Annotated in this window: 23 protein-coding genes; 5 read left to right on the plus strand and 18 right to left on the minus strand. The window is 34.6% G+C overall.

Translation table 11 applies throughout. From position 1 onward, the window contains the following. The 14 genes from ATE47_RS11370 to ATE47_RS11435 all read right to left on the minus strand — a co-directional run bounded on the left by ATE47_RS11370 (nucleotide 1) and on the right by ATE47_RS11435 (nucleotide 15,020). The gene (locus ATE47_RS11370) at nucleotides 1–573 is read right to left on the minus strand and encodes an acyltransferase (protein ID WP_062162083.1); all 573 of its coding nucleotides are present in this window, start codon (nucleotides 571–573) and stop codon (nucleotides 1–3) included. A gap of 24 nt (nucleotides 574–597) precedes the next feature. Continuing rightward, on the minus strand, nucleotides 598–1,722 hold the full coding sequence (locus tag ATE47_RS11375) for a DegT/DnrJ/EryC1/StrS family aminotransferase (protein ID WP_062162084.1): 1,125 nt from the start codon (nucleotides 1,720–1,722) through the stop codon (nucleotides 598–600). A 34-nt stretch (nucleotides 1,723–1,756) separates the two neighbouring features. Then, complete coding sequence (lhgO, locus tag ATE47_RS11380; RefSeq protein WP_062162085.1) at nucleotides 1,757–2,947, minus strand: L-2-hydroxyglutarate oxidase; 1,191 nt, start codon at nucleotides 2,945–2,947, stop codon at nucleotides 1,757–1,759. Between the two features lie 8 nt (nucleotides 2,948–2,955). Next, nucleotides 2,956–4,251: a nucleotide sugar dehydrogenase gene (locus ATE47_RS11385; protein ID WP_062162086.1), complete on the minus strand. Its 1,296-nt coding sequence runs from the start codon at nucleotides 4,249–4,251 to the stop codon at nucleotides 2,956–2,958. Continuing rightward, nucleotides 4,251–6,641, minus strand: coding sequence for a GumC family protein (locus ATE47_RS11390; RefSeq protein ID WP_062162087.1), 2,391 nt, complete (start codon nucleotides 6,639–6,641; stop codon nucleotides 4,251–4,253). The genes ATE47_RS11385 and ATE47_RS11390 overlap by 1 nt, the downstream gene beginning before the upstream one ends. Nucleotides 6,642–6,650: 9 nt before the next feature. Next, nucleotides 6,651–7,475: a polysaccharide biosynthesis/export family protein gene (locus tag ATE47_RS11395; RefSeq protein WP_228376269.1), complete on the minus strand. Its 825-nt coding sequence runs from the start codon at nucleotides 7,473–7,475 to the stop codon at nucleotides 6,651–6,653. A gap of 35 nt (nucleotides 7,476–7,510) precedes the next feature. Next, the gene (locus tag ATE47_RS11400) at nucleotides 7,511–9,439 is read right to left on the minus strand and encodes a polysaccharide biosynthesis protein (protein ID WP_062162089.1); all 1,929 of its coding nucleotides are present in this window, start codon (nucleotides 9,437–9,439) and stop codon (nucleotides 7,511–7,513) included. A gap of 120 nt (nucleotides 9,440–9,559) precedes the next feature. Continuing rightward, entirely contained in the window at nucleotides 9,560–10,690 is a 1,131-nt protein-coding gene (locus ATE47_RS11405; RefSeq protein ID WP_228376270.1) for a DegT/DnrJ/EryC1/StrS family aminotransferase, read from the minus strand. 19 nt (nucleotides 10,691–10,709) lie between these two features. After that, nucleotides 10,710–11,174, minus strand: coding sequence for a regulatory protein RecX (locus ATE47_RS11410; RefSeq protein ID WP_062162091.1), 465 nt, complete (start codon nucleotides 11,172–11,174; stop codon nucleotides 10,710–10,712). A gap of 58 nt (nucleotides 11,175–11,232) precedes the next feature. Beyond that, entirely contained in the window at nucleotides 11,233–12,498 is a 1,266-nt protein-coding gene (gene glyA, locus ATE47_RS11415) for a serine hydroxymethyltransferase (protein WP_062162092.1), read from the minus strand. Nucleotides 12,499–12,604: 106 nt separating this feature from the next. Next, entirely contained in the window at nucleotides 12,605–13,021 is a 417-nt protein-coding gene (locus ATE47_RS11420) for an arsenate reductase ArsC (RefSeq protein WP_062162093.1), read from the minus strand. Between the two features lie 128 nt (nucleotides 13,022–13,149). Continuing rightward, nucleotides 13,150–13,623 (minus strand): DUF6428 family protein, encoded by a 474-nt coding sequence (locus tag ATE47_RS11425; protein WP_062162094.1) that lies wholly within the window; start codon nucleotides 13,621–13,623, stop codon nucleotides 13,150–13,152. A 58-nt stretch (nucleotides 13,624–13,681) separates the two neighbouring features. Beyond that, the gene (locus tag ATE47_RS11430; protein ID WP_062162095.1) at nucleotides 13,682–14,008 is read right to left on the minus strand and encodes an ArsR/SmtB family transcription factor; all 327 of its coding nucleotides are present in this window, start codon (nucleotides 14,006–14,008) and stop codon (nucleotides 13,682–13,684) included. Between the two features lie 112 nt (nucleotides 14,009–14,120). Next, the gene (locus tag ATE47_RS11435; protein ID WP_062162096.1) at nucleotides 14,121–15,020 is read right to left on the minus strand and encodes an NAD(P)/FAD-dependent oxidoreductase; all 900 of its coding nucleotides are present in this window, start codon (nucleotides 15,018–15,020) and stop codon (nucleotides 14,121–14,123) included. Nucleotides 15,021–15,155: 135 nt separating this feature from the next. Here ATE47_RS11435 and ATE47_RS11440 point away from each other — a divergent pair, with 135 nt between their 5' ends. Beyond that, nucleotides 15,156–15,551, plus strand: a complete 396-nt coding sequence (locus tag ATE47_RS11440) for a Fur family transcriptional regulator (RefSeq protein WP_062162097.1) — start codon at nucleotides 15,156–15,158, stop codon at nucleotides 15,549–15,551. A 263-nt stretch (nucleotides 15,552–15,814) separates the two neighbouring features. Here ATE47_RS11440 and ATE47_RS11445 read toward each other — a convergent pair whose 3' ends face one another. The 4 genes from ATE47_RS11445 to ATE47_RS11460 all read right to left on the minus strand — a co-directional run bounded on the left by ATE47_RS11445 (nucleotide 15,815) and on the right by ATE47_RS11460 (nucleotide 20,498). Continuing rightward, nucleotides 15,815–17,011: an efflux RND transporter periplasmic adaptor subunit gene (locus ATE47_RS11445; protein ID WP_062162098.1), complete on the minus strand. Its 1,197-nt coding sequence runs from the start codon at nucleotides 17,009–17,011 to the stop codon at nucleotides 15,815–15,817. 106 nt (nucleotides 17,012–17,117) lie between these two features. Continuing rightward, complete coding sequence (locus ATE47_RS11450) at nucleotides 17,118–18,389, minus strand: ABC transporter permease (protein WP_062162099.1); 1,272 nt, start codon at nucleotides 18,387–18,389, stop codon at nucleotides 17,118–17,120. A gap of 89 nt (nucleotides 18,390–18,478) precedes the next feature. Continuing rightward, a complete protein-coding gene (locus tag ATE47_RS11455; protein ID WP_062162100.1) occupies nucleotides 18,479–19,708 on the minus strand; it encodes an ABC transporter permease in 1,230 nt (409 codons plus the stop codon). Nucleotides 19,709–19,808: 100 nt separating this feature from the next. Further along, entirely contained in the window at nucleotides 19,809–20,498 is a 690-nt protein-coding gene (locus ATE47_RS11460) for an ABC transporter ATP-binding protein (RefSeq protein WP_062162101.1), read from the minus strand. Between the two features lie 423 nt (nucleotides 20,499–20,921). Between ATE47_RS11460 and ATE47_RS11465 the strand changes: the two genes are divergently transcribed. From ATE47_RS11465 to ATE47_RS11480, 4 genes are all read left to right on the plus strand, one after another. Further along, the gene (locus ATE47_RS11465) at nucleotides 20,922–21,896 is read left to right on the plus strand and encodes a ribonucleotide-diphosphate reductase subunit beta (protein WP_062162102.1); all 975 of its coding nucleotides are present in this window, start codon (nucleotides 20,922–20,924) and stop codon (nucleotides 21,894–21,896) included. 230 nt (nucleotides 21,897–22,126) lie between these two features. After that, nucleotides 22,127–22,414, plus strand: coding sequence for a hypothetical protein (locus ATE47_RS11470; RefSeq protein ID WP_062163529.1), 288 nt, complete (start codon nucleotides 22,127–22,129; stop codon nucleotides 22,412–22,414). 54 nt (nucleotides 22,415–22,468) lie between these two features. Then, nucleotides 22,469–24,127 (plus strand): ribonucleoside-diphosphate reductase subunit alpha, encoded by a 1,659-nt coding sequence (locus ATE47_RS11475; RefSeq protein ID WP_062162103.1) that lies wholly within the window; start codon nucleotides 22,469–22,471, stop codon nucleotides 24,125–24,127. A 284-nt stretch (nucleotides 24,128–24,411) separates the two neighbouring features. Then, nucleotides 24,412–26,574 carry a T9SS type A sorting domain-containing protein gene (locus ATE47_RS11480; RefSeq protein WP_062162104.1) on the plus strand — a complete coding sequence of 721 codons (2,163 nt, stop codon included), beginning with the start codon at nucleotides 24,412–24,414 and terminating at the stop codon, nucleotides 26,572–26,574. The last annotated feature ends 76 nt before the right edge of the window (nucleotides 26,575–26,650 follow it).

Consider the following 26,650-nt stretch of genomic DNA (forward strand, 5'->3'; position numbering starts at 1 on the left):
TTAAATTTTTGAAACTTTATTATTTTCCAATTTATATTTTTCACCGCTTTCTTCACAAACAGCAATACCTTCTCCATCAAAATTAAGACGATGTCCAAACTCACTCATCCACCCCATTTGTCTGGCTGGATTTCCAACAACTAATGCATAATCCGGTACTTCTTTCGTAACAACAGCACCGGCTCCAATAAAGGCATATTTACCAATATTATGACCACAAACAATGGTAGCATTAGCACCGATAGAGGCTCCTTGACCTACATGAGTTGTAAGGTATTCATTTTTTCTGTTAACAGCACTTCTTGGGTTTATTACATTGGTAAAAACCATTGAAGGACCAAGAAAGACATCATCATCACAAGTTACCCCTTCATATATCGAAACATTATTCTGGACTTTTACATTTTTTCCTAAAACAACTTTAGGTGAGATGACAACATTTTGTCCGATGTTACATTTTTCTCCTAAAATGCAATCCGGCATAATGTGTGAAAAGTGCCAAATTTTAGTTCCGGCTCCTATTTCACAGCCTGGATCAATCACTGCTGTTTCGTGTGCAAAGAAATCCGACATATTTTTTTCGTTTATTGTTGATGTTTAGTTAAAAAAGTTTTTAATTTCAGAGATAACATAATCTGAAACTTCCTGATTGAATTCTGTATGGATAGGAAGAGAAATTACTTCCGAACAAAGTTTTTCAGTAATTGGCAATGCAAAATCTTTTTCTACATATTGCTCAAAAGCTTCCTGTTTATACAACGGAAGCGGATAATAAACCATACTTGGAATATTCTTTTCTGCTAGATATTTTTGTAATTGATCTCTTTTCCCGTTTTTTACTTTTAAGGTATATTGATGAAAAACATGAGTTGAATTTTTTGCCCTTTCCGGGATCTGAATTTCAGCTATATCATTAAGGTTTTCATCATAATAGGAAGCCATCCTGTTCCTTGCTGCCGAATAATTGTCAAGATTTTTTAATTTAACTTTCAAAACCGCAGCCTGAATGGTATCTAATCTGGAATTGCATCCCAATACTTTATGATAATATTTTTTTTCCTGACCATGATTAGCAATCATTCTAATCTTAAATGCCAAGTCATCATCATTGGTCATCAAAGCGCCTCCATCACCATAACATCCTAGATTTTTTGATGGGAAAAATGAAGTACATCCGATATGCCCGATTGTTCCTGTTTTCTTTACACTTCCGTCTGAAAATGTATAATCCGAACCAATTGCCTGAGCGTTATCCTCAATGACGAACAAATTATGCTTTTTTGCAAACTCAAGAATTTTTTCCATGTCTGCACTTTGTCCGTACAGATGTACCGGGACTATTGCTTTTGTATTTGAGGTAATGTATTTTTCTAAATCTTTAAGCTCAATATCGAAAGTGTTTTCGTCTACATCCACCATGATTGGCTTTAGCCCTAAAAGCCCAATCACTTCAGCCGTAGCAACATAAGTGAAAGCCGGACAAATAACCTCATCTCCGGGCTTTAAATCAAGAGCCATCATTGCAATTTGCAACGCATCAGTTCCGTTTGCACAAGGAATGACATGCTTTACATCTAAATATTTTTCGAAATTTTGTTGAAATTCCTTTACTGCAGGACCGTTTATAAAGGCAGTATTATCAATACATTCCTGAATTCCGGCATCAATTTCTTTTTTTATTTTTTGGTACTGACTTTGTAAGTCAACCATTTGAACTTTCATACAAATATGTTTTTTTTTATCCTAGTGTTTTTTATTAATTTTCTATCAATTCACTTATTTTATTTCCTATAGACAGACAAGATGTAGCAGCAGGTGAAGGTGCATTTCTTACATGAATAATATTTCCATTTTTTACAATATCAAAATCATCAATCAAGATACCGTTTCTATCACAGGCTTGAGCTCTTACCCCTGAACCGCCAGTCACAAGATCATCTTCCTGGATTTCCGGTAAAAGTTTTTGCAATGCTTTTGTAAATGCCGCTTTTGAAAGTGAACGATGAACTTCCCCCAATCCTGTCTTACCATATTTTGCAACAATTTTTCTGAAACCCGGCCATGTCAAAGTTTGCATTGTTTCATTAAAATCAAAGTCAAAAAACTTATACCCTTCTTTCTTGAAGGCCAGAACAGCATTAGGTCCTGCTTCAATATTCCCGTCTATCATTCTTGTAAAGTGTACTCCCAAAAATGGAAAATTAGGGTCTGGAACAGGGTAAATAAGATGCTTCACCAAATGTTTTCTTTCATCCTTAATTTTATAATATTCACCTCTGAAGGGAATGATAATGACATCATTCTTATCATTGGTCATTTTTGTAATCTTATCAGAATATAATCCTGCACAGGAAATTAATTTCTTTGTCTTAAATTCGGCAGAATCAGTTGTAACAATAATTTCAGACTGATTATTAATAATATTTTTTACTTCATTATTAAATTTAACCTCTCCACCTAATTCTTCAAAAAGCTCTTTAATTTTTTTGGCAATTCCCTGATAATCTATAATCCCTGTCTGAGGAACTTTTATGGCTCTTACCCCTTCACAGTGCGGTTCGATTTCACGAAACTCCTCTCTCGAAAGATACTTCAGATTCTGAAGTCCATTTTCAACGCCTCTTTTATAAATATTATCTAAAAGTGGCAGCTCTTCCTGCGAGGTTGCTACAATTATTTTTCCGCAAAGATCGTATCGGATTCCATATTCTTTGGCAAAATTAATAACGGAATTGTATCCTTCTATACAGTTTTTTGCTTTTAAACTACCTGGTTTATAATAAATTCCACTATGAATCACCCCACTGTTGTGTCCTGACTGATGTAATGACACATCATTTTCTTTTTCTAAAACTAAGATCTTAGAATCAGGATTTTTAAGCTTTGTCTGATAAGCTGTAGCTAATCCAACCAAACCAGCCCCAACAATTATGATGTCATAGTCCATAATCAATTCTATAATCTTGCGTCTACCAAATCTCTGTCCAGACAAGCCTTAGTATCAAAAACTACGGCGTTATCATTCTTCAGGTGATTAAGATTCATCTGAAGGAATTCGTTGTGGGAAACAGCAATAATTATCGAATCATATTTTTTCCCTTCAATTAAGGTATCAAGAATATCTACTCCGTATTCGTGCTTTACCTCTTCTTTACTCGCCCAAGGATCATAAATATCTACATTTACTCCATAATCTTTAAGCTCTTTATAAATATCTATAACTTTGGTATTTCTTACATCGGGGCAATTTTCTTTGAAAGTAACCCCTAAAATCAAAGCTTCGGAATCTTTAATTATTCCACCTTTTGCAATAAGAAGCTTTACTACTTTAGACGCAACAAACTTTGCAATCGAATCATTAACACGTCGTCCGGATAAAATCACATCAGGATGATAGCCCAGTTGTTCTGCTTTATGAGCCAAATAATATGGATCTACAGAGATACAGTGACCTCCAACCAGACCCGGTTTGTATTTTAGGAAGTTATATTTTGTTCCTGCTGCTTCTAAAACATCGTTCGTATCAATCCCGATTCTGTCGAAAATCAAGGCTAATTCATTAACGAAAGAAATGTTAACATCACGTTGTGCATTTTCAATCGCCTTCGATGCTTCGGCTACTTTTAGGCTTGGGGCTTTGTGAGTCCCTGCGGTAATTATTTTTTTATAAAGATTATCCACTTCCTCTGCAATTGCTTCAGTAGAACCAGATGTTACTTTTTTTACGCTTGTAAGAGTATTTACTTTATCTCCCGGATTGATTCTTTCCGGCGAATATCCTACAAAGAAATCTTCGTTATACTTTAGCCCGGAATGTTTTTCAAGGACAGGTACACACTCTTCTTCCGTACAGCCAGGGAAAACCGTAGATTCATAAATAACAATATCTCCTTTTTTAATAATTTCGCCTAACATTTTTGAAGCAGAAATCAAGGGATTAAGATCCGGAGCATTGTATTTATCAATAGGAGTGGGAACTGTTACAATGTAAATATTGGATTCTGCGATATCAGTCAACTCGCTGGATGCTCTGTATCCTATCGCTCCATTACTTTCATTGTATTTTTTTAAGCCGTTATTTAGTTTTTCTATATCCGCTTCAAGAGTAATGTCATGTCCCTGATTAAGCTGATCAACCCTTTGAGCATTAATATCAAATCCCAAAACAGGGTAATGGCCAGCAAATTCCAAAGACAAAGGCAGACCTACATAGCCTTGTCCAATAACAGCTATTTTATAAGTTTTCATCATTAACTAAGTTTATTTTTAATTTTTTGGAGCCATGTTTGTTCGTGGTGGCTATTGTATCCATAACCATATTTGTTGCTGTATCCTAAATTTTCTCTGTTTACATCATTCAGAACGAAGCCAACGTTGGTTATTTTCTTTTGATCAATATTTGTATTTGCAAATTGTAACAATGATTTCTCTGTGTATTTAGACCTTGCAACATAGATTGTAATATCTGCCAATTCTGCAATTAAGAATGTATCCGTTACCAGAAGTAATGGTGCAGTATCTAAGATGATGTAGTCGTATCTTGTCTTTAATTCTTCTAAAAGTGCTTCATAGCGCCCGTTGGAAAGTAATTCCGTAGGATTAGGCGGAATCATACCTGAATAAATTACATCCAAGTTTGGGTTGAATGAAGAAACATGAATTACACTCTCTAATTTTGTCTGGTCAGAATACAGATATTCCGTAAGGCCGGCAAGCCCTTTCCTTGCAGGATTATATCTTTGTAATTGCGGGTTTCTAATATCTGAACCGATAATAATGACTTTTTTCTTAGGATTAGCCAATGTTAAAGCTAAATTCACAGAGGTAAACGTTTTTCCTTCTCCTTTCACTGTAGAAGTTACAAACACCACTTTTCCTTTTTTATCCTTTGAAAGCATAAAATTCATATTGGTAATAAGAATTCTGAATGCTTCTGCCATTGGCGTAACATCATTTACCTTCACGATTTCAGAATCACCCTTCTCAAGACTTGGCAATTCAGCAATAACAGGTGCGTGGATTAACTTTTCTAGATCATGCTTAGTTTTAACCTTATTATTTAATAATTCTTTTAAATAAATAATTATAAATGGTATCAACAATCCTATAACTAATGCTATTAGCAAAATTCTACTTTTCTTCGGTGCTACAGGAAATTCGGATGCAAATGCTTTATCAATTATTCTTGCTTTAGGAGCCGTGATAGATTGTGCTATTGCTGTTTCCTCTCTTTTTTGAAGAAGTAGTAAATATAAATTTTCTTTTATCTGCTGTTGTCTTTCAATACTTCTAAACATCTTTTCGATGGAGGGAAGCTTAGAAATTTTTCCTGAGACCTTATTTTGTTCTCCTACATATTCATTTTTCGCCAGTTCAAGTCCCGTTCTGTTTCTTTGAAGGCTTTGCATTACAGAAGTACGCATAGAATTGATCTGTTTTGACAAATCTACAACAGCAGGATTCTCGGGAGTTGCAGTTTCCAGAAATCTGTTTCTTTGTAATATCAGTTGATTGTATGTTGAAATTCCAGCCGTTGCTTCAGGGTTATTTAAGCCTACATTTGCAGGTAATACCTGATACTGTCCCTGATTGGATACAAAATTTATCAGAGAGTTTGTAAGCTCCAACTGAGCATCTATATCCAATTGTTTTACTCTTGCAGCAGCTGAGCTCTCAAGATTTATTTTTGCTTCTGTTTCTATGTCAGTAAGATTGTTTTTTGATTTAAAACTTTCTTTTTGATTTTCTACTTCCCCAAGCTCAACTGAGAGTTTTTTGACCCTATCTTCAATAAAATCCAAGGTTTTTCTGGATTCTAAATTTTTATCTATAATAGCATCATTATTATAAGCAATAACTAAATTATTAATAATATCCTCTGCTTTTGCAGTCTGTGGATATTGCATTGATAAGCTAAGAACAGTTGATTCTTTATTAATTAAACTTACATCTAACAATGATTGGAGCTCATTAACTTTTGAATTCATTGATGAAAAATGCAATTCTAAAGTATTAAAATCTAAGTTTTTGTAAAGTAATGGATTGAATTTTTTGTTTTTGGTTATAATTATATTAGCAAAAGGAAGTGCTATTGTTCTTCCAAATGAAGTATTGATTTCCTTTTTTAGTTTTTCCGAATTTATTATTAAGTTATTTCCATTAATTTTCAAATTCAACATATCAATTCCGGCGTCTGGCTTTTCGTTAATTACGTTGATTTCTATTGGTGAAGATTCTTTATAAAGTTCAACATTTATAAATTTGTTTTTCGCAAAAATACTTGTTTGCAGGTTTCTTTGTAAAACTACTTCCCGCATTAACTTTTTAGATTTCAGAATTTCTATTTCATTGGCTATACTATTCGTTTTTAATCCACCAAACCCGGATAAATCAGGAAGAACACCTAATTCATTAGCTATTGGTGAAGAGGTACTACCCTTAGCATCTTTAATAAGTACAGTAGCATTTATGCTATATATTGAGACCATAAACTTTAGCAAAAAATAGCCTATTGCTAAAGCTACAATTGAACTCATGACAAACCATGTCCAATTTCTTAAATATGGCCTCATAATTTCATTAAGATCAATAGTATTTGAATTATTATTTATTTCAGAACTTGAAGATTGTTGGTTGTCCATTAATTTTTTTTATTTCTTGAATAAACTTACGACTACGGCAATAGCCGTTACACCTATTGATATTGCTGTTAAATAAAGTCCGGTATTAGGATTTTGTTTTGATGTTAAGTCTTTAGACTTATTAGAAGCTACAATAATAGCATCACCTTGCTTTAGATTATAGTATGGAGAGTTGATTAGATTAGCATCATGTAGATTTATCTTACCATGAGTAACTTGTCCGTCTTCTGTTCTTATGATTAAAATATCATCTCTTTTTCCATACATAGTGAGGTCTCCTGCCAGACCTAAAGCATTGAGAATAGTACCTTGTCCGTTAGCAATTGTATAATCGCCCTGCCTGTTTACTTCTCCTAGGACCGTTACTTTAAAATTAACAAGCCTTACATTAACAGTCGGATTCATGATATACTTTGTCATTCTATCTCTCAGTTCATCCTTGAATTCAACTAATGTTTTATTAGAAGTGCTTAATTTTCCTAAAACCGGAAAATCAATATTGCCATTAGAATCTACAATATAAGTAGGTCCGGTCACCGTTACCACCCCTTGATTGGGGGTATTTCCTCCTGCACTAGAGTTGGTCTGAACAGCTTCAGATGAAGAATAATTTTGGTTGAATGGTTTTACCACATCCATATCTTTTGCTGTGATCAAAATGATCAATTGATCGCCGGTTTGGATTGTATTATTCGAGTTTTTAGTAGAGGCATCAATAGCAACCTTCTCTATATTTTGCATATAGTTGAGGTCATTATTCTGCGCGTTGGGATTAGTTTTACAGGAAACTAATAAAAAAGCTGATATTATTACCAGTGCTTTACCTTTCATCATATTTTAAAATTGTGCAAATATACATTTATATTTTTCTATTTATCCAGTACCTCATAGACGGAATTATTACTCCTGAATTCGGGTACTATTACTTTCAGAATCCGTACTACTTCTACTTTGTCATGCTTTAAAGAAGCTTTGGTAATAGAATTGACCAGGGCATCTATTTCTGAAAACTCCATAGTAGGATCTTTTGATATCATAATTTTTTCGTTGTGAGTAGGAAGTGTTTTTGCATCGTCACTCAATAGCTCCTCATATAATTTTTCGCCAGGTCTTAAACCTGTATAAATTATCTTAATATCAATATTAGGTTCAAAACCTGAAAGTTTTATCATTCTTATTGCCAGATCAAGGATTTTCACGGGTTCTCCCATATCAAATACGAAAATTTCCCCTCCATGTCCCATTGTTCCGGCTTGCAATACCAATTCACAGGCTTCAGGAATGGTCATAAAATATCTTACGATATCGGGATGAGTAATGGTGACCGGTCCTCCTGCTTCAATTTGTTTTTTGAAATATGGTATTACGGAACCATTTGATCCTAAAACATTCCCGAATCTTGTGGTGATAAATTTAGTAGTATTTCCTTCTACATTTTGCAATGATTGAACGAATAATTCCGCCGCTCGTTTCGAAGCACCCATTACATTGGTAGGGTTTACAGCTTTATCTGTGGAAACCATTACAAACCTGTTTACATGGTATTTACTTGAAAGTGTGGCAATATTTTTAGATCCTAAAACATTTACTAAAATTCCTTCATGCGGGTTTTCTTCAACCAAAGGAACGTGCTTGTAAGCTGCTGCATGATAGACCATTGAGAAATTATACATCTGAAACAACGGTTCTATTCTATGCCTGTTTGAAACATCCGCCAACACAAACTTGAATCTTATATGCGGGAATTTTTCCTTCATTTCAAGCTCGATGTCATACAGAGGAGTCTCGGCTTGGTCCAGTACAACAATCAGAGAAGGATTGAATTGTGCTACCTGATGTACAATTTCGCTTCCGATTGATCCCGCACCTCCTGTTACGAGAATATTTTTATTGAAGTGTCTGCTTTTGATGTCTTCATTAAGAATTTTAATCGGTTTTCTATTCAAAAGATCCTCGATCTGAAGATTCCTGATAGATCCTCCAAGGTCACTGTCTCTCAGTTTTTGAACAGATGGCGCTTTAAAAATATTGAGGTCTTTTTCCAAAAACAAATTCACCCAGGAATTCATTTCATCCTTAGACATCATTTCTTTAACAATAATTACCCCGTCAATTAAAAGTTCTTCCTTTGTATTTCTTTCAATTTTTTCTTTTTCAAAAATAGGTTTTCCTAATAGTGATGCTCTTTTGGAATCCGTTCTCTGCGTCAGAAAACCTACTACATGGTACGGTAAACTTGGATTGTCCAAAATTGCTCTCGCTATTGCAATAGATTGCTCATCAATACCTAAAACAAGAATTCTTTTTTTCAAAGTACTTCTTCTGTATTCTCTTACAATATGAAAAAATTCCTTCACATATAACCTGAAGAGAAATAAGCCCATGAAAGAAATGATGAAATAAAGCACCAAATAAGGTGTAAGAATGAATTTCCCACCCGTAATCCAGAAATAAATAATATTAATTGCCCCTACCATAAACATAGTACAGAAGCAGGATACTAATAATTTGAAAAGATCTATAAAAGTAGAATGCCTGATGATTCCTGCATATGTTTTGAAAATATACATGAAAATCACATTCGTGAAAATAATGGAAGCAAAGACTATACTTTTGTCCTTGTGATAAATAAAATCTTTCTGGCTGATCTTTTCTATGATGTACGTAGAAAGAAATAGCGATATAACCAGAATAATAATATCTATTACTAGAATTATCCATCTGGGAAGATATCTTACATCTGAGAGATTGACAACATTATCCCCCCCAAATATTTTTTTTCTAAGAGAATTGTACATTGTCTTTACTTGTGTTCATATATAATAAGGTATAACACCTGATGCTCATTAAATTACTTTTGATACCGTTCATGCAAAATTAAAATAAAATTTCATCTATACTTAAAATTTAAAATAAATTTAATTTTTAAAAATAGACAAAATTTCGGTAATTCTATCCTTACAGTCGTTAGTCATATTACTTCCTGACGGCAGGCACAAACCATTGTCAAAAAGCATACCAGAAATACCACTTCCGAAAAAACTGCAATTTTTATATAAGGGTTGTAGATGCATCGGTTTCCATAAATATCTGATTTCTACATTATTCTCCAAAAAAGTCTTTCTGAGTTTTTCTTTCGAAAGCTTATCCGGATCAATTGTGATTGCATTCAGCCAATAATTAGAATAAAAATCTTCATTTGGGGCAGAAAACAAACTAATACCATCTACATCTGCCATAATCCTTTGATAAAAATCATGATTTTCTCTTCTTTGCTTAATTCTTTCCTCTAATACTTCCATCTGGCCTCTTCCGATTCCTGCCGAAATATTTCCCAAACGATAATTGTATCCTATTTCCGAATGACTGTAATAATTCTTGTCTTCTTTGGCCTGTGTCGCTAAAAATAAAGTCCGGTCCTTATCTTTTTGATTTCTGGAAACTAAAACTCCTCCTCCGGAAGTGGTAATAATTTTGTTTCCATTGAAACTTATCACTGATAAATCTCCAAAAGTACCACAATGGCGGCCTTTATATTCGCTTCCCAATGCCTCTGCGCTGTCTTCAATCACGGGAATTTCATATTTCCGGGAAATTTCAAGAATTTCATCTACCATGAAAGGCATTCCGTATGATGAAACTGCGATGATTGCCTTAGGTTTTTTACCCTGTTTCAAACAAAATTTTATAGAATCTTCCAATACATTCGGGCACAAATTCCAGGTTGAGGTTTCGCTGTCTACAAAAACGGGAACAGCTTTCAGGTACAAAATGGGATTGGCAGACGCTACAAATGTAAAAGACTGACAAATCACAAAATCCCCTTCTTCAACATTTAATAATTTTAAAGCAAGATGGATAGCAGCCGTTCCGGAAGACAAGGCGGTCACAAATGAATTTTCACCCAAATAATTTTCAAGGCTTCTTTCAAATTCTTCTATATTGAAACCACTTTGGGAAATCCAGTTGGTATCAAAAGCCTCTTGTATATATTTAAGCTCATTTCCTCCCATGTGCGGAGGTGAGAGCCAAATTTTCTGCTGTTTCAATCTTGTATATTTTAATCATTTATGTTTGCCCAAAAATATCATTTATTTTCTCATATTCAAAACCCCTGCTCATTAAATATTTAATAGTTTTTGATTTTCTCTGATACTCTTTCAATCCTTTTTGTCTGGAATAATAATCTTCGTAAATTTTTCGTATTGTTTTTTCGTAATCATGTTCATCAATTTCATCAAAACATTTGTTAATTAACTTCTCAGTAATCTGCTTTTGCTTTAGATTAATTTTAATTTTATTCCTTCCCCAATGTTTTATGTAAAATTTCCCCCGAATATAGCTTCGTGTAAATCTTTCTTCATTCAGATAATTTTCCTTTAAAAGATACAGCATAATTTCCTCTTTTGCTTCATCAATTAAAAGAAATTCTCTCATTTTCTGTTCAACCTCTGCATGACAACGATCCTGGTAAACACAATAGTTGACCAATTTGAGCTTTATTTCGTCAAAAGTGAAAGATTTTTTCTCCATATCATAAAAAAAGAATGAACAAAACGTCCATTCTTTATATTTTCAATTTAGATAAATACTAATAGTTGAATAATGCTTTACCTTCCATTAATTCATTTACTTTCTTTCTTACGGAAGTAATCACTTCTTCATTTTTAATATTGTCTACCACGTCAGAAATTAATCCTGCGATGGTATCCATATCATTTTCTTTTAAACCCCTTGTGGTGATTGCAGCTGTTCCCAATCTGATTCCTGAAGTTGTAAATGGTGACTTATCATCAAACGGAACCATATTTTTGTTACAAGTAATATCTGCAAGAACCAAAGCTTTTTCGGTTTCCTTACCGTTTACACCTTTATTTCTAAGGTCTACAAGCATTAAATGATTATCTGTCCCTCCACTTACGATATCAAAACCTCTGTCTGTCATTGATTTTGCCAAAGCTTGTGCGTTAGATCGAACTTGTTTTGCATACACTTCAAATTGAGTATCCAGAGCCTCTGCAAAAGCTACCGCTTTACCGGCGATAACGTGCTCCAGCGGACCTCCCTGAATTCCCGGGAAAACAGCTCCGTCAAGAACCTGGCTCATCATTTTAGTCTCTCCTTTCGGAGTTTTGTGGCCATATGTATTTTCGAAATCTTTCCCCATCATGATCATTCCTCCTCTCGGACCTCTCAACGTTTTGTGGGTTGTAGTCGTTACAACATGACAGTGCTCAAATGGATTATTTAATAAACCTTTTGCCACCAAACCGGCAGGGTGAGCAATGTCTGCCCAAAGAGTAGCCCCGATTTCGTCAGCAATTTCTCTATATTTTGCATAATCAAGGTCTCTTGAATACGCTGAAAATCCGGCGATCATCATTTTTGGTCTTTCTCTTAAAGCCACTTCTCTCATTTGGTTGTAATCAATAAGTCCTGTTTCTTTTTCTACGCCGTAAGAAACCACTTCATATTGAATTCCTGAAAAATTCACGGCAGAACCGTGAGTAAGGTGACCTCCCATGGAAAGATCCATTCCCATGATTTTGTCTCCCGGTTTCAAAACTGCCAGGTAAATAGCTGCATTCGCCTGAGAGCCGGAATGTGGCTGAACATTTACATAATCAACCCCGAAAAGTTCCTTCGCTCTGTTGATTGCTAACGTTTCAACCTCATCTACTACTTCACAACCTCCGTAATATCTTTTTCCGGGATACCCTTCAGCATATTTGTTGGTCAACACACTTCCCATTGCTTTCATTACGTTTTCAGAAACGAAATTTTCTGACGCAATAAGCTCTAATCCATGTGATTGTCTTTGTCTTTCTTTTTCAATCAGGTCGAAAATAATGTCCATTTTACTTTTAGTTTTTGAAATTTTTCACCTCAAAAGTACGAAATTTCCGCCGAGATTTCAGCATTGGTAAAATGATTTTACAATTAAAATAATCCGAGATGTTGAATTATATATTTTCTTTGATAAAAGTTTCACAATAATTTTTAATTTGTTCCCGAACCGCTCTGAACTGCTGATCAATCTCATCTTTTGTACCTGTTGCTTTTGCAGGATCAGGAAAATTATGATGAAACTTTTTGGCCTTGCTGGGAAAATAGGGACAATTTTCCTTTGCATTATCACAAACTGTGATTACAAAATCGAAATCAATATTTTCATATTCATTAATATTATTTGAAGTCTGTCCGGAAATATCAATTCCGTCTTCTTTCATGGTGGCCACTGCATTTGGGTTTACACCGTGAGTTTCGATTCCGGCGCTGTATACTACAGCTTTATTCTTCGCAAAATATTTTAAATATCCTTCTGCGATTTGGCTTCTACAGCTGTTTCCTGTACAAAGCACTAAGATTTTCTTTTCCATATTTTAAACAAATAACCAAATAATATTAATGATACAAAATTTAGGATCGAATCCGAAAATAAGCTGTAAAATAATTACTGAAGTTGTAATGATGATCGGCTTTTTATATTGTAATAGTTTCTTTTTCATTAGCAGCATCCTGAGTTTGGCGCACATCCACCTTGTTGAACAGCTTTTAATTCGCTTAGATTAACCTTCTGTTTCTCTGCCGGTATTCCGCAGGCATCATTGGCAAGGCATGCCGTCATTTTATTCTTAAGCACAAAATATTTACCATTAAAATCAAGATCGTATTTCCCAATAGTATCAGACTGATATTCAACTTCAATCTCCAAATCTTTAATTCCTAATTTCTCTTCAGAAAGTTTAATGATATTTAATAATTTTCCGGGCTTTAAGCGGTGTTCAAAATCATTGGCGTCCCAAAGCTGGAAGTTTACTTTTTCTTCTTCCCTCATGGTTCCTCCACAATCGATAAACTTCTTTGTTACAATTCCTATTTCTGTTACATGAAAATGCTCGGGAACAAAAGTTCCGTTTTCCAATGCAAATTCTACATTCTCCAATGTTGGAAGAAGATTTTTGATTTGTCCAAGTGTCATATTTTTGTTTTTTTAAATTGTTATAATGCAATATTACGATATACTTTTGAAAAAAATTTTAGCAGCATTTCTGCTTTTTCACCGTTGAGATTATATTTGAAAAATAGGTATTTAAAATTTCAAAAGCCTGTTCATCAATACAATAGCAAATGGAATTTCCTTCAATATTTCCTTTGATAAGGCCGGCATTTTTTAATTCTTTCAAATGTTGCGAAACGGTAGGCTGAGCCAATGGCAATTCATTCACGATATCACCACAGATACAATCATTGACTTTCAACAAAAACTCAATAATCGCAATTCTTGCGGGATGCCCAAGAGCTTTTGCTATTGTTGCCAGCTTATTTTGCTCATCCGTAAAAAAATCCGTTTTGGTTGCTCCCATGATTTTTAATTATATCGCAATATTACGATAATAAAGTTTTACAACCAAGAAAATTTTCATTAAATAAAAAAATCCTTACAAATTTGTAAGGAAAAGTAATTTATGATTATGTTTAAAAATCTTCTTCTGAAAGTTCTTTATTAACGATTGCACCAGTGAAATTCCCCTGGGCAACTGCATTTGGGACCGATCGCATCATGGTAACATTGTCACCACAGGCGAAAACACCATCCATATTTGTTTTGTGGAAATGATCAATCTTAATAAATCCGTGTTCCGTTAATTCCAAATTCAAATCTTCTACGTTGATATTCTGTTCAAAAGGGATTTTTGCGTATAAAGCTTTCAGTGGAATTTCTTTTCCGTTTTTAAGGATTACTTTTTGAATCTGCCCGTTTTCATGGTCAATTTTTTTTATTTCGTCTTCAATTAATCTGATCTTATTTTCGTTTAATTTTTCAAGCTGTTCATCATTTAAATCTGCTTTTCCATTGGTGAATAACGTTAAATCTTTGGTTAAGTTAAAAACCAGCTTTGAAAATTCAAAAATTATATCACCGTTTGAAAGAATTCCTGTAGCTTCACCTTTCACCTCAAAACCGTGGCAATACGGACAGTGAATAACGGAAATTCCCCAACATTCTGCAAACCCGGAAATATCAGGCATCATATCTTTAACTCCTGAAGCAAGAATCAGTTTTTTAGCGTAAAATTTTTTGCCATTTTCGGTTTCAACTTCAAAACCTGCGGTGTTTTTCGCCGTTTTCCTTACTTTTCCTTCATGGAATTTTACAGTCTCATACTTCAAAACCTGCTCTTTTGCCAGATCAGAAATTTCCTTTGGAGTTTTCCCGTCATGGGTAATAAAATTATGTGAATGAGGAGTTTGCCTGTTGCAGGGTTTGCCGCTGTCTATAATTAAAACATTTCTTAAAGACCTTCCCAAAGCCATTCCGGCTGATAATCCGGCATAGCTTCCTCCAATGATAATAACGTCAAACTTGTTTTCCATAATTTCTGCGATTATTAAAGATTAATTTAAAAATTAGTTTAAAAAGCATACCAATTATAAACTAACTGATTGCAAATGTAGAAAAAATTTCCATTAATGCGACTAAATCGCAATAATATTTTTTATATTTGTATTATGGCAAAAAGAAATACCATAACAAAACAGCTTATTTTGGATTCATTAAAGGGCTCAAACACGGCAGTGAGTCAGGAAATATTACAGAAAGAATTGGGAGAATCTGTGGATCGGGCAACGATTTACAGGGTTCTGAACAGTTTTTGTGAGGACGGAATTGTCCATAAAATTTTGGGTGATGATGGAAAGTTTTATTTTGCGATTTGTATGAATTGCTCGGAAAAACAGCATAAGCATAATCATTTTCATTTCAAATGCCTGACGTGCGGAAAAATTGAATGTTTACCGAATGAGGTTGATGTGAAATTGCCGGCAGGGTATCAATCTGTTACTTTTAATGGGTTTATTTCGGGGTATTGTTCTAATTGTTCTTCATTAAGTGCTAATTCTTTTTAACGCAAAAGGTCGCAAGGAAAACTTAAATGATTGAGAATATTTTTTGTTCGCAAAGGCGTTTGACACAGCAAAGGCTGGAAGTTTTTTAGACCATCTTCTATTTATTATAAATATTCATTTGCCAGTATAAAGTTTAGAAATAAATATAGATTGCTTCGCTTCGCTCGCAATGACGAAGTGTTATATCTATTAAGGTTTTCAAAATAAAAAATCCCGGGAAAATATCCCAGGATTCACAGTTTAAAATTTATAGTGTTAGTTTACTATTTTTTTGCTTTTTCTTTTAATTCTTCTTTGTCTTTGTCGGATGGATTCCAAACTTTCACATCAGCATTTTTATCGATTCCGGACAGTATCTGAACGTTGATTCCATCGCTTGCACCCAGTTTCACATATACTTTTTTGAATTTGCCATCTTTTTGTTTTACCTCAACAAAAGGAACATCTTTTCCGTTCTTTTTTTCATATTGAATAAGAGATTCATCCAATAGCAAAGCGTTTTTCTCTGATTTTAAAACAATTTCACCGTTGGCAGAGAATCCGGCTCTGATATATTCGTTGTTTGGATTGTAAACATCACCTTCCACAGGGAATTTGATGGTTCCGTTGTTGTCTTTTCCTTTTGGAGCGATCATCGTCAACTTTCCTGGGAACGTTTTATTCTGTAAAGCACCGATTACGATATTCATGCTCATTCCCTGAGTTAGTTTTCCGGCTTGAGCTTCGTCAATTTCTCCCTGGAAAATCAAAGAATTAAGGTCTGCAATTGAACAGATTGTTGTTCCGGCGTTGAAAGAGTTGGCCTCAATTACCTGGCTTCCTACTTTTACGGGTACTTCCAAAACGGTTCCGGAAGCTTTTGAACGGATCTGGGTTGTTGCCAATCCCTGAAGCTCAGGAATTGCTCCCGTTTTTGCAATCTGTAATGTTTTTTGTGCTGTAGCCAATTGCTGGTTTGCATTTTTAAGAGCCTGCTGCTGCGTAAATAACTGTTGCTGAGCGTTTAAATATTCCTGCTTAGAAATTACCCCTTGCTTGTACAGTCTTTCCTGCATTTCGTATTGTTTACGCACGTTTTCAACATTCATTTTCGCGTTGCTGATCTGAAGCTGGGAATTCTGAACGTTTTGCTGTGCATTGTTTACTTCAGCAAGATTGGGGACAATTCTTACGGTGGCGATCAATTGCCCTGCCGTCACTTTATCACCTTCATCCACTAAAATCTTGTCAATAATTCCTGCGATATTTGGTTTGATTTCAATTTCTTCTTTCGGAATAATTTTTCCTGTTGCCATCACCTTATCCTCCATATTCTGAACGGTAGGTTTACGGGTAAGGAAAGCCTCACTCTCTTTAGAATTGGATTTTACAAGATACCCGATCCCCGAGAACAACGCCACTGCAAATAAAAGCCCCAAGACAATATAAATGGCTTTTTTCCAAGTGAATTTCTTTTTCATATGTATAGTTTATTTTTTATTTAAGTGATTTAAAAATTTTAATTATTTAAAAATTATGCATTACAAAAAATTCGTAATTCGTAATTTGTAATTGATAACTCATAACTTATTCCGATCTCAACGCTTCGATCGGCCTTATTTTTACAGCTCTTTGCGCCGGAATCATCCCGATAATTAATCCTAACACCACCATGACTGCCATTGCACTGAAAACGTTTCCGTAATCCACCGTTGGGTTGTAGAATGGAAATGCATCCTGACCTTCCGTTACCATATTTAAAATCATTAAGACAAAGATCCCGAACATAAACCCGAGAAGTCCGGACGAGAGTGTAATCACCACACTTTCCAGCAAAATCTGGTTTCTTACTTCCGAAGGTTTCGCTCCCAAAGCTCGCCTGATCCCGATTTCCTTGGTTCTTTCTTTTACGGTAATTAAAAGGATATTCGAAATGGCAATTACTCCGGCAAGAATCGTTAATGTTCCTACGATGATGGTTAAAAGCTGCATTCCAGTTAAAAATCCTGTCAGTTTTTTAAATTCTTTTCCGAGATTGAAGCTTCCAAAAGCGTTGGTATCTTCGGGTGAAACTTTATTTTTTGATTTTAATTCTAATTTTACGGTTTCTTCTACCGAATTTACATTTGCATTCGGCTTGCTTACAATAGCAAACATATCAATCTGATCTGCTGCATTATACATTTTCGTATAGGTTGAAAGCGGGATAAAAACCGTTTGGTCATTTTCAAAACCTCCGCCTTTTTTTACCCTGAAAACTCCGACTACATTGAAGAAAATCCCTTTGATATTGATTGATTTTCCGAGTGGGTTTTCATTCTTTTTAGCTTCAAAAAAGTTTTTATAAATTTCTTCACCAATTACAGCTACATTTTTATTTCCTGAAACATCGGCATCATTGATATAACGCCCGAAAATTAATTTTTTCTCTGAAATTTTATTTCCTACAGGGAAATCTCCGGTTAAAGAATACGTTCCGTTTTTACCGTTTCTGGACATTGATTCACCGGGAGTTCCTGTGAAGCTTCCACGGGCATTTTGAGGGGAAATATAATCGATATCAGGAATTTTTCTTTTCAGCATATCCATGTCCGTAAGACGAAGATGCACGTCTCTCCCTTTTGGAAAACCTTCGTAAGGAATTGATGTTTTCTGAGCCCAAAGGAAGATAGAATTGGTAGCGAATCCTGAAAATAATTTATCAAAACCGTTTTCCATCCCTTTTGCAGCTCCCAGCAAACTTACATACAAAAACATACCCCAACCCACACCAATCATGGTAAGGAAGGTCCGAAGCTTATTATTCCTCAAAGAATAATAAATTTCCTGCCAAGTATCTTTTTTAAATATTATGTTCACTTTTTTGAGTTATAAGTTTAAAATTATGAGTTATGAGTTTCTAACCGTAAACTGCTTATTTGCTTATAAGCTATTTTCGCCTCATCAAATTATTCTGTTCTCAGGGCTTCAATCGGTTTAATTCTTGATGCTCTGTAAGCCGGTACAAATCCTGCAATTAATCCTGAAAAAACCAATGCAATAAAGGCTGCAATTATCTGCCCCCATCCTACGCTTGGATTTTTGATGAAGTATTCTTCAAGGTTATCTCCTATTAAATACAAAGCCAAAACACCCAATCCTACTCCTATCAATCCTGAAACTACCGTAATTACCACACTTTCCTGAACAATCAGAGCGACGATACTTCCCGGTTTTGCACCGATTGCTTTTCGTACCCCGATTTCCTTGGTTCTTTCTTTTACGATATACACCATAATGTTACTGATCCCGATGATCCCTGCCAATAAGGTTCCCATTCCGATAAATCCTACAATTGCCGTAAGAACTGCCATAAAAGTGAATGTATCATTCATATTTTGGGCATTGTTCCAGACTCTGATTCCGTTTTCGTCGTCGGGAGCTACATTTTTTCTGGCTTTTAATCTGTCTTTTAATTCGTCACCATATTTTATGGCTTCCTGTGGAGTAAGCTTGTCGTTATAGGCGATATAATTTATACTTACCGTATCGGAGCCTTTTTTCATTTGTTGTAATGTTGAGATGGGAACGGTAATATGCCTTTCGTCCCAGTCTCCACCGTCGTCAGAGAACACTCCGACAACCTTGAACATTGTTCCGTTGATGTTTAATTCTTTCCCGACAGGGCTTCCGTTTTTAATTAAATCCCTTTGAACCATTCTTCCGATCACGGCAACATTTTGTTTCCTGTCCAAATCCGTTGGTGTCAGATAACGGCCTTCCAGCATTTTCCGGTTTTCGATGACCTGCTCTTGCGGCTGAGCTCCGTTGATCTGATAATTTCCGCTCTCCTTACCATATTTCACCAATAAATTAGCGGTATATCTCGGTGTGGAACTTCCAACATTTTCTTTATCGATATTAACCAAGAAATCATAGTCGGAATTATTCATAGTAATCTGCCGATCAGATTGAAGTCCGTTATAAGCAATGGTTGTTTTCCCGGTCATAATCGAAATCAAATTCTGGGCATCTCTTGCAAACCCTTCCGTAAAGGCATTTTGAAGCCCCGTTCCGATCCCGAAAAGCACAATGAAAATAAATAATCCCAAAGCCACAGTAAATCCGGAAAGTACCGTCCGCAATACATTACTGCGGATAGAGCTGAATATTTCCTGCCAACGATCTAGGTCGAACATATGTTTAGATTTGAAGCGGGAAGCTTGATGATGGAAGTCTCCAATCTTTCCGCTGAATTATTTTATTATTAATAACTTCCTTTCCTCCTTCTTCCAGCCTTTACAACACCAGCTGCTTAATAAACTCATCACTTTCAATGATTCCGTCTTTCAGGATGACATTTCGTTTTGTTTGTGCGGCTACATCAGGTTCGTGGGTTACAACGATGATTGTTTTTCCTTCATTATTAATATCCTGAAGAAGTTTCATAATATCGTGAGTCGTTTTTGAATCCAGCGCTCCCGTAGGTTCATCCGCTAAAACAACTTTTGGATTCGTAATTAAAGCTCTTGCAATGGCAACTCTCTGTTTCTGACCTCCGGAAAGCTCGTTTGGTAAATGGTTTGCCCATTGAACCAGTCCTACTTTCTCCAGATATTCCATAGCTCTCTGATTACGCTCTTTTCTTGGAACATTTTGATAATATAAAGGCAGGGCAACATTATCCAGAGCCGTTTTATATCCAATCAAGTTGAATGACTGAAAAATAAACCCTAAAAACTTACTCCTGTATTCTGCTGCTTTTACTTCAGACAAATGCTCGATCGGAACACCATCCAATTCATAAGTCCCTGAATCTTTCTCATCAAGAATCCCGATAATATTAAGAAGCGTAGACTTCCCGGAACCGGAACTTCCCATGATAGAAACAAATTCACCTTCAGCGATATTAAGGTTAATACCCTTGAGAACGTGAAGCTTACTTTTCCCGGTATCGTACGATTTATGTAAATCCTGAATTACTAACATTAAGTGATATATGTTTTATGACTAATAAGTAGAAGATATTTTCGATTTGTTACAAGAATAAAAATTTCTTTAATTTATTTATTGTTTAACTTATTATTATCTAAATTACAGCAACTTACAGAAAAGTGTTTAATTGTAAGTAACTGATAGCATCCATTTTATTATGATAATAGTTTGTAAGTCAATATCTAAGCGGTTTTCATGTAAATGTGGAAAACTTTTAGGGTTAAAACTCAATCATTTAGTCTTTCACCCTTTCAAATACAGTTCTTTTTTTCGAACTTTGTGCTTGCACATAACAAAAAATAAAACACTTTTTCTGTGAAAAACTTCTAAATGTAAGTTGCAACAAATCAAGTTGTTGGATATTTTTTGAACTTTATCCACAGTGATCAATTTATTTAACTTTAAAGACATTTTAATATGGGAATTTTTGATAAAAGAGTAAGTTACAAGCCATTTGAATACCCTGAGGTTCTTCAATTTGTAGAAGCGATCAACAAATCGTTTTGGGTGCATTCGGAAGTGGACTTTACTGCAGATGTTCAGGATTTTCATTCGCAGTTGGAACCGCACGAAAAACATGCTGTAAAAAATGCACTTTTAGCAATTGCACAGATCGAGGTGTCTGTAAAGACATTCTGGGGAAACCTATATAATCACATGCCGAAGCCGGAACTGAATGGTTTGGGAGCCACTTTTGCAGAATGCGAATTCCGTCATTCTGAAGCTTATTCCCGTCTATTGGAGGTTTTGGGTTATAATGAAGAATTTGCTCATGTCATCGAAATTCCTGCCGTAAAAAAGAGAATAGATTTCCTGACAAATGTCCTTAAACATGCCAATTCTGCTACGCCGAAAGAATATGTTTCATCTCTTTTGTTATTCAGTATTCTGATTGAAAATGTTTCACTTTTCTCTCAGTTTGCGATTATCCTTTCTTTCACAAGGTTTAAAGGATTCATGAAAAATGTTTCAAATATTATCGCTTGGACTTCAGTTGATGAACAAATTCACGCCAACGCCGGAATTTATTTAATCAACAAAATCCGTGAAGAACAACCTGATCTTTTAACTGATTCTGATATTGAAGATATTTACACTTTAGTGGACCAATCTGTAGAGCTGGAAGGTGAAATCCTTGACTGGATCTTTGAGTTGGGTGAATTAAGCGTTTTCTCAAAAGAAGATTTATTAAACTTCATGAAATACCGTGTTGATGACAGTTTAAAGAAAATCAACATGAATACAAGATATAACGTAACCCCTGAACAATACAGACCAATGGTATGGTTCGAGGAGGAGGTTTTCGCAAATTCTATGGATGATTTCTTTGCAAAAAGACCAGTGGATTATACCAAACACGATAAGAGTATTACGGCGAACGATCTTTTCTAATTTTAGATTTTAAATTCTAAATTTTGGATTAAGCGCGAGCGAAGCGAGCGTCAAAAAAGTTAGTATTAGCGTTTTTGTCATTCTGAATGAAACAACGCGTAATGAAGAATCTCAATCTTAATATTCTTACAACTTAAATTAATCTTAATGGTTAAATTTAAATAATTAGAATCAAAAGATTGCTTCGTTCCTCGCAATGACAAGTGAGATTAAATATCAAAACAAAAATAATGATCAATGTAATCGTATCTTACACCGTAAAACCGGAATTCGTTGCCCAAAACAAAGCGAATATTCAAAAGTTTTTAAATGATTTTAAAAATTTAGATCAAAAAACATTTGAATATAAAGTCTATGTAAAAGAAGATGGCGTTACATTTTTACATTATTCAAATTATATAAATGAAGAGGTACAGCATGAGGTTTTGAATGTTCCGTCTTTTAAAGAATTTCAAAGATTGAGAGACGAAAGCGGATTAAACAATTCGCACAAAGTAGAAATTTTACAATCAATATAGCAACAAAATTCCAAAGTACTAAAAATGCTATGGAATTCGAAAATATAAACAACTATGGAAGAACAAAGCGCAAATATATGGTGGCTCAATGAAGAGTCTGAGCAAATGCTAAACAGAGGCTATTTGCTAAAAGGTGAAACTGTGGAAGGGGCAATCGACAGGATCACAACAGCTGCCGCAAAAAGATTATACAAACCCGAGCTTCAACCCGCTTTCAAGGAAATGATCACGAAAGGATGGATCAGTTTCTCATCACCGGTTTGGGCCAATATGGGAACCCAGAGAGGTCTTCCTATTTCTTGTTTCAACGTTCATATTCCGGATAGCATCGAGGGAATTACTCACAAAATGGGTGAAGTGATCATGCAGACGAAAATCGGAGGGGGAACTTCGGGATATTTCGGGGAACTTCGTAACAGAGGAACTGCGGTAACGGACAACGGAAAATCTTCAGGAGCTGTTTCTTTCATGAAATTGTTTGACACGGCAATGGACGTGGTTTCTCAAGGTGGTGTAAGAAGAGGTGCTTTCGCAGCTTATCTCGATATCGACCACGGGGATATTGAAGAATTTTTATCTATTAAAGATATCGGAAGCCCGATCCAGAACCTGTTTACAGGAATTTGCGTTCCTGATTACTGGATGCAGGATATGATCGACGGTGATATGGATAAGCGTAAAATCTGGGCAAGAGTATTGGAAAGCCGTCAGCAAAAAGGTCTTCCTTATATCTTCTTTACAGATAACGTAAACAGAAATAAACCACAGGTTTACAAAGATTTAGGATTAACGGTTAACGCAAGTAATCTTTGCTCCGAAATCATGCTTCCTTCATCAATGGAAGAATCTTTCATCTGCTGTCTATCATCCATGAACTTAGAATTGTACGATGAGTGGAAAGATACTGGCGCTGTAAAACTAGCCATTTATTTCTTGGATGCCGTTCTATCAGAATTCATTGACAAAACCGAAGGAAATTATTATTTACAGGGAGCTAGAAACTTCGCTATGCGTCACAGAGCGCTTGGATTGGGAGTTTTAGGATACCACTCTTATTTGCAGAAAAATATGATTCCGTTTGAAAGTTTTGAAGCTACTCAATTCAATGCGAGAGCTTTCAGACATATTAAAGAACAGTCAGAGCAGGCTTCAAGAGAGTTGGCAAACATTTATGGTGAGCCTGAATTATTGAAAGGATACGGATTGAGAAATACCACTACAATGGCGATCGCTCCTACGACTTCAAGTTCTGCAATTTTGGGACAGACTTCTCCGGGAATCGAGCCGTTTGCTTCTAATTATTATAAAGCAGGTCTTGCAAAAGGAAACTTTATGCGTAAGAACAAATATTTAGCAAAATTATTGGAAGAAAAAGGTCTTGACAACGAGGAAACCTGGAGAACCATCATGCTAAACCACGGCTCTGTACAGCACCTGAAAGAATTAACTGAAGAAGAAAAAGCAGTCTTCAAAACATTCAAAGAAATTTCTCCAATGGAGATTATTTCTCAGGCTGCACAGAGACAGCAGTATATCGACCAGGCTCAATCGTTGAACCTACAGATTCCTTCAACAATGCCGGTAAAAGATGTAAATTACCTTTACATCGAGGCTTGGAAAAAAGGCGTAAAAACCCTTTATTATCAAAGAAGTTCTTCTGTTTCTAAAGAAATGATGGTAAATTTTGTTACCTGCTCTTCTTGTGAAGCTTAAGAATTCCCAAATAATAAACATCAACATATTCATTAAAGCACGCTTTTTCAAGGCGTGTTTTTTATTTTAAATATTTTAAAAAAAATAAATTTTTAATTAATTACATTTTTAAATAAAAATACATCGTTACAAATTGAAACATATAAATTATTTTTCTTATAAATCATTGATAATAAGATTAATTTAAACTAAAGCTTAAAAAAAAATATATAGAAATCATTACTTTTGCACATCAAATTTTTACAATTCCTTTTTAATAGAATTTGATTAATAAGAACACAAACATGAAAAAAATTTTATTTACTCTATGTGTAAGCTGTTTTTCTATAGCTTACTCTCAAAATCTCAATTTTATTGATGCTAGATTCAAGGCATTAATTTTAAGTTCTAGCCCAACTAATGAAATTGCAAAAGACATTAATGGAAATCCTATCGCAATAGACGCAAGTGGGGATGGGGAAATTCAAGTTTCGGAAGCGCAACAGGTGAAGGTGCTCACCATAAAGCAAGATCCTACTAAAAAATATATTAACCCAAACGGGAATACTTATGACCTTTCTAATATAAATGCCTCTTATTATGAAAGTCATTTACCGGAAGGGATTTCGGATGCCTTGTTATTTACAAATTTAGAGGAACTTTATTTTTGGGAAACTAAAACCGCTAATATCAGTTTTGTAGACAACAGTAAAATTAAAAAAGTTCAAGGAAGACCTATATATTTTGATCTTCCTCAAACGTCTACCCTTACGATTGCTTCTCCTATCAATCTTTCGTTCGACAACTGCCCGGGAATTCAGACTATCAATGATGTTATTGCTTATCAGGCAACGATAAATCCATGGGTTTCACCTGAAAATAGTTTAACAATAAAAAATTGCCCTCAGATTAACGGAAATATTAGTATTGATCAGACAGAGCTTAAAGAATTATATATTCAAAATTCTCCTATTACAACCTTAACATTCAATTCCTGTAAGTATTTAGAGAAAATTTCGGTCCCGAATTTAAGTACTTTAACCAAAATTTCAGTTTTAGGAGCAAATCAATCTATAGGAACAGCAATTAATCAAAATATCAATTTAATTGCTAATAACTGTATCAATTTACAGGAAATCACCGCCGATACAGACCATTATGATACAAATGGAGCTTATTTTTCTACGGTAAATCTTAACGGATGTTCTTCATTAAAAAAAATAAAAGGACTTAATGCATCAATAATTGATTTGTCCACGGCAGGATTGCTCAATCTTGAAGAACTTGACTGCGCTTATTATAACAGATATATTTATAATACAACATCAGGAGTCTATTTTGGAAGTGCTACTTCATTAAATCTTTCGGGTCTGCCTAAACTTAAAGTTTTAAAAGCATTTAACCAACCCATTACCAATAATGTCAATTTCAGCATAGCAACAACTTTAGAAGATATTGATATTACAGGATCTTGCGGTTATATGAGTACCGTAAATGTTAGTAATCTCTCAAATCTTCACACATTAAAAACAAGCAGAGTCAGCACATTAAATACACAAGGTAATGATGATCTTCAAAAAATTATGGCTAAAAATTGTACCTCATTAACGAATTTAGTTTTTAATGACAATGGCCATTTAAAAGAATTAGATATACAGAATTGTCCTGCTATACAGAGATTAGCAATCGGTTATTATCTTCCGGAAAGAGATGGTGTTTTCCCTGAATTAAATACAATTAATGTATTACAATGTCCTGGTATTAAAGAAATTATTATTCACGATACACAAATAAATACCTTAAATATTTCACAATGCCCTGCTTTAAAAACACTAGAACTTCAGGGAGATAATTTACTATCTTCAGTTGATGTTTCTAATAATCTTAATTTGGAATCTCTTGGTTTAAAATCATTACCTTTAATATCACAGGTAAATACTTCAAACAACATTAAATTAAAAACTGTATATCTTACTAATTGTCCACAAATAAACCAATTGAATTTTTCTACTGCAATAAATTTCGAAGGACTTTCGTTTTGGAATATGCCCAATCTTATCTATGTGAGTCTAAGAAATGGATCTATAGAAGAATTTAGTGATTTTAACAGTTACAACACAAATCTCCACATGTGTGTTGATGATGCTCAGTTAAGCGATCTGCAATCCATGTATCCTGACATTGCATTCACTACAAATTGTGGAAACTTTTTAGCAATAAACGATTCAAAAAATAATAAAATTGAAATTAAAGTTGCTCCAAATCCCGTAAAAGATTTTGTCTTTGTAAAATCTGAAGAAAATATTAAAGATGTAAAAATATATGATGCACAAGGAAGAATGATTTATAATCAGGAATTCAATCATGAAATGGTGAGAATTAATCTTTCATCTCATCCGAACGGTACATATATAATGAAAATTAAAACCGATAAAACGGAGGTTTCAAAAAAAATAATGAAGCAATAGGTTCATATTAGCAACCTTCTTTTAAATCATAAAACCGTAGAAATTTCTATGGTTTTTGTTTTATATTTGTCGTTAT

Origin of the sequence: Chryseobacterium sp. IHB B 17019 (genome assembly GCF_001456155.1) — a bacterium.
Lineage (GTDB): Bacteria > Bacteroidota > Bacteroidia > Flavobacteriales > Weeksellaceae > Chryseobacterium.

What these genes read in the sequence shown, in the direction of transcription:
- ATE47_RS11470 (WP_062163529.1), top strand. Translation starts at nt 22,127, where the DNA reads ATGATCAATGTAATCGTATCTTACACCGTAAAACCGGAATTCGTTGCC.
- lhgO (WP_062162085.1), bottom strand. Translation starts at nt 2,947, where the DNA reads ATGGACTATGACATCATAATTGTTGGGGCTGGTTTGGTTGGATTAGCT.
- ATE47_RS11440 (WP_062162097.1), top strand. Translation starts at nt 15,156, where the DNA reads ATGGCAAAAAGAAATACCATAACAAAACAGCTTATTTTGGATTCATTA.
- ATE47_RS11475 (WP_062162103.1), top strand. Translation starts at nt 22,469, where the DNA reads ATGGAAGAACAAAGCGCAAATATATGGTGGCTCAATGAAGAGTCTGAG.
- ATE47_RS11395 (WP_228376269.1), bottom strand. Translation starts at nt 7,475, where the DNA reads ATGATGAAAGGTAAAGCACTGGTAATAATATCAGCTTTTTTATTAGTT.
- ATE47_RS11460 (WP_062162101.1), bottom strand. Translation starts at nt 20,498, where the DNA reads ATGTTAGTAATTCAGGATTTACATAAATCGTACGATACCGGGAAAAGT.
- ATE47_RS11385 (WP_062162086.1), bottom strand. Translation starts at nt 4,251, where the DNA reads ATGATGAAAACTTATAAAATAGCTGTTATTGGACAAGGCTATGTAGGT.
- ATE47_RS11480 (WP_062162104.1), top strand. Translation starts at nt 24,412, where the DNA reads ATGAAAAAAATTTTATTTACTCTATGTGTAAGCTGTTTTTCTATAGCT.
- ATE47_RS11430 (WP_062162095.1), bottom strand. Translation starts at nt 14,008, where the DNA reads ATGGGAGCAACCAAAACGGATTTTTTTACGGATGAGCAAAATAAGCTG.
- ATE47_RS11390 (WP_062162087.1), bottom strand. Translation starts at nt 6,641, where the DNA reads ATGGACAACCAACAATCTTCAAGTTCTGAAATAAATAATAATTCAAAT.
- ATE47_RS11370 (WP_062162083.1), bottom strand. Translation starts at nt 573, where the DNA reads ATGTCGGATTTCTTTGCACACGAAACAGCAGTGATTGATCCAGGCTGT.
- ATE47_RS11375 (WP_062162084.1), bottom strand. Translation starts at nt 1,722, where the DNA reads ATGAAAGTTCAAATGGTTGACTTACAAAGTCAGTACCAAAAAATAAAA.
- glyA (WP_062162092.1), bottom strand. Translation starts at nt 12,498, where the DNA reads ATGGACATTATTTTCGACCTGATTGAAAAAGAAAGACAAAGACAATCA.
- ATE47_RS11420 (WP_062162093.1), bottom strand. Translation starts at nt 13,021, where the DNA reads ATGGAAAAGAAAATCTTAGTGCTTTGTACAGGAAACAGCTGTAGAAGC.
- ATE47_RS11435 (WP_062162096.1), bottom strand. Translation starts at nt 15,020, where the DNA reads ATGGAAAACAAGTTTGACGTTATTATCATTGGAGGAAGCTATGCCGGA.
- ATE47_RS11455 (WP_062162100.1), bottom strand. Translation starts at nt 19,708, where the DNA reads ATGTTCGACCTAGATCGTTGGCAGGAAATATTCAGCTCTATCCGCAGT.
- ATE47_RS11400 (WP_062162089.1), bottom strand. Translation starts at nt 9,439, where the DNA reads ATGTACAATTCTCTTAGAAAAAAAATATTTGGGGGGGATAATGTTGTC.
- ATE47_RS11410 (WP_062162091.1), bottom strand. Translation starts at nt 11,174, where the DNA reads ATGGAGAAAAAATCTTTCACTTTTGACGAAATAAAGCTCAAATTGGTC.
- ATE47_RS11425 (WP_062162094.1), bottom strand. Translation starts at nt 13,623, where the DNA reads ATGACACTTGGACAAATCAAAAATCTTCTTCCAACATTGGAGAATGTA.
- ATE47_RS11465 (WP_062162102.1), top strand. Translation starts at nt 20,922, where the DNA reads ATGGGAATTTTTGATAAAAGAGTAAGTTACAAGCCATTTGAATACCCT.
- ATE47_RS11445 (WP_062162098.1), bottom strand. Translation starts at nt 17,011, where the DNA reads ATGAAAAAGAAATTCACTTGGAAAAAAGCCATTTATATTGTCTTGGGG.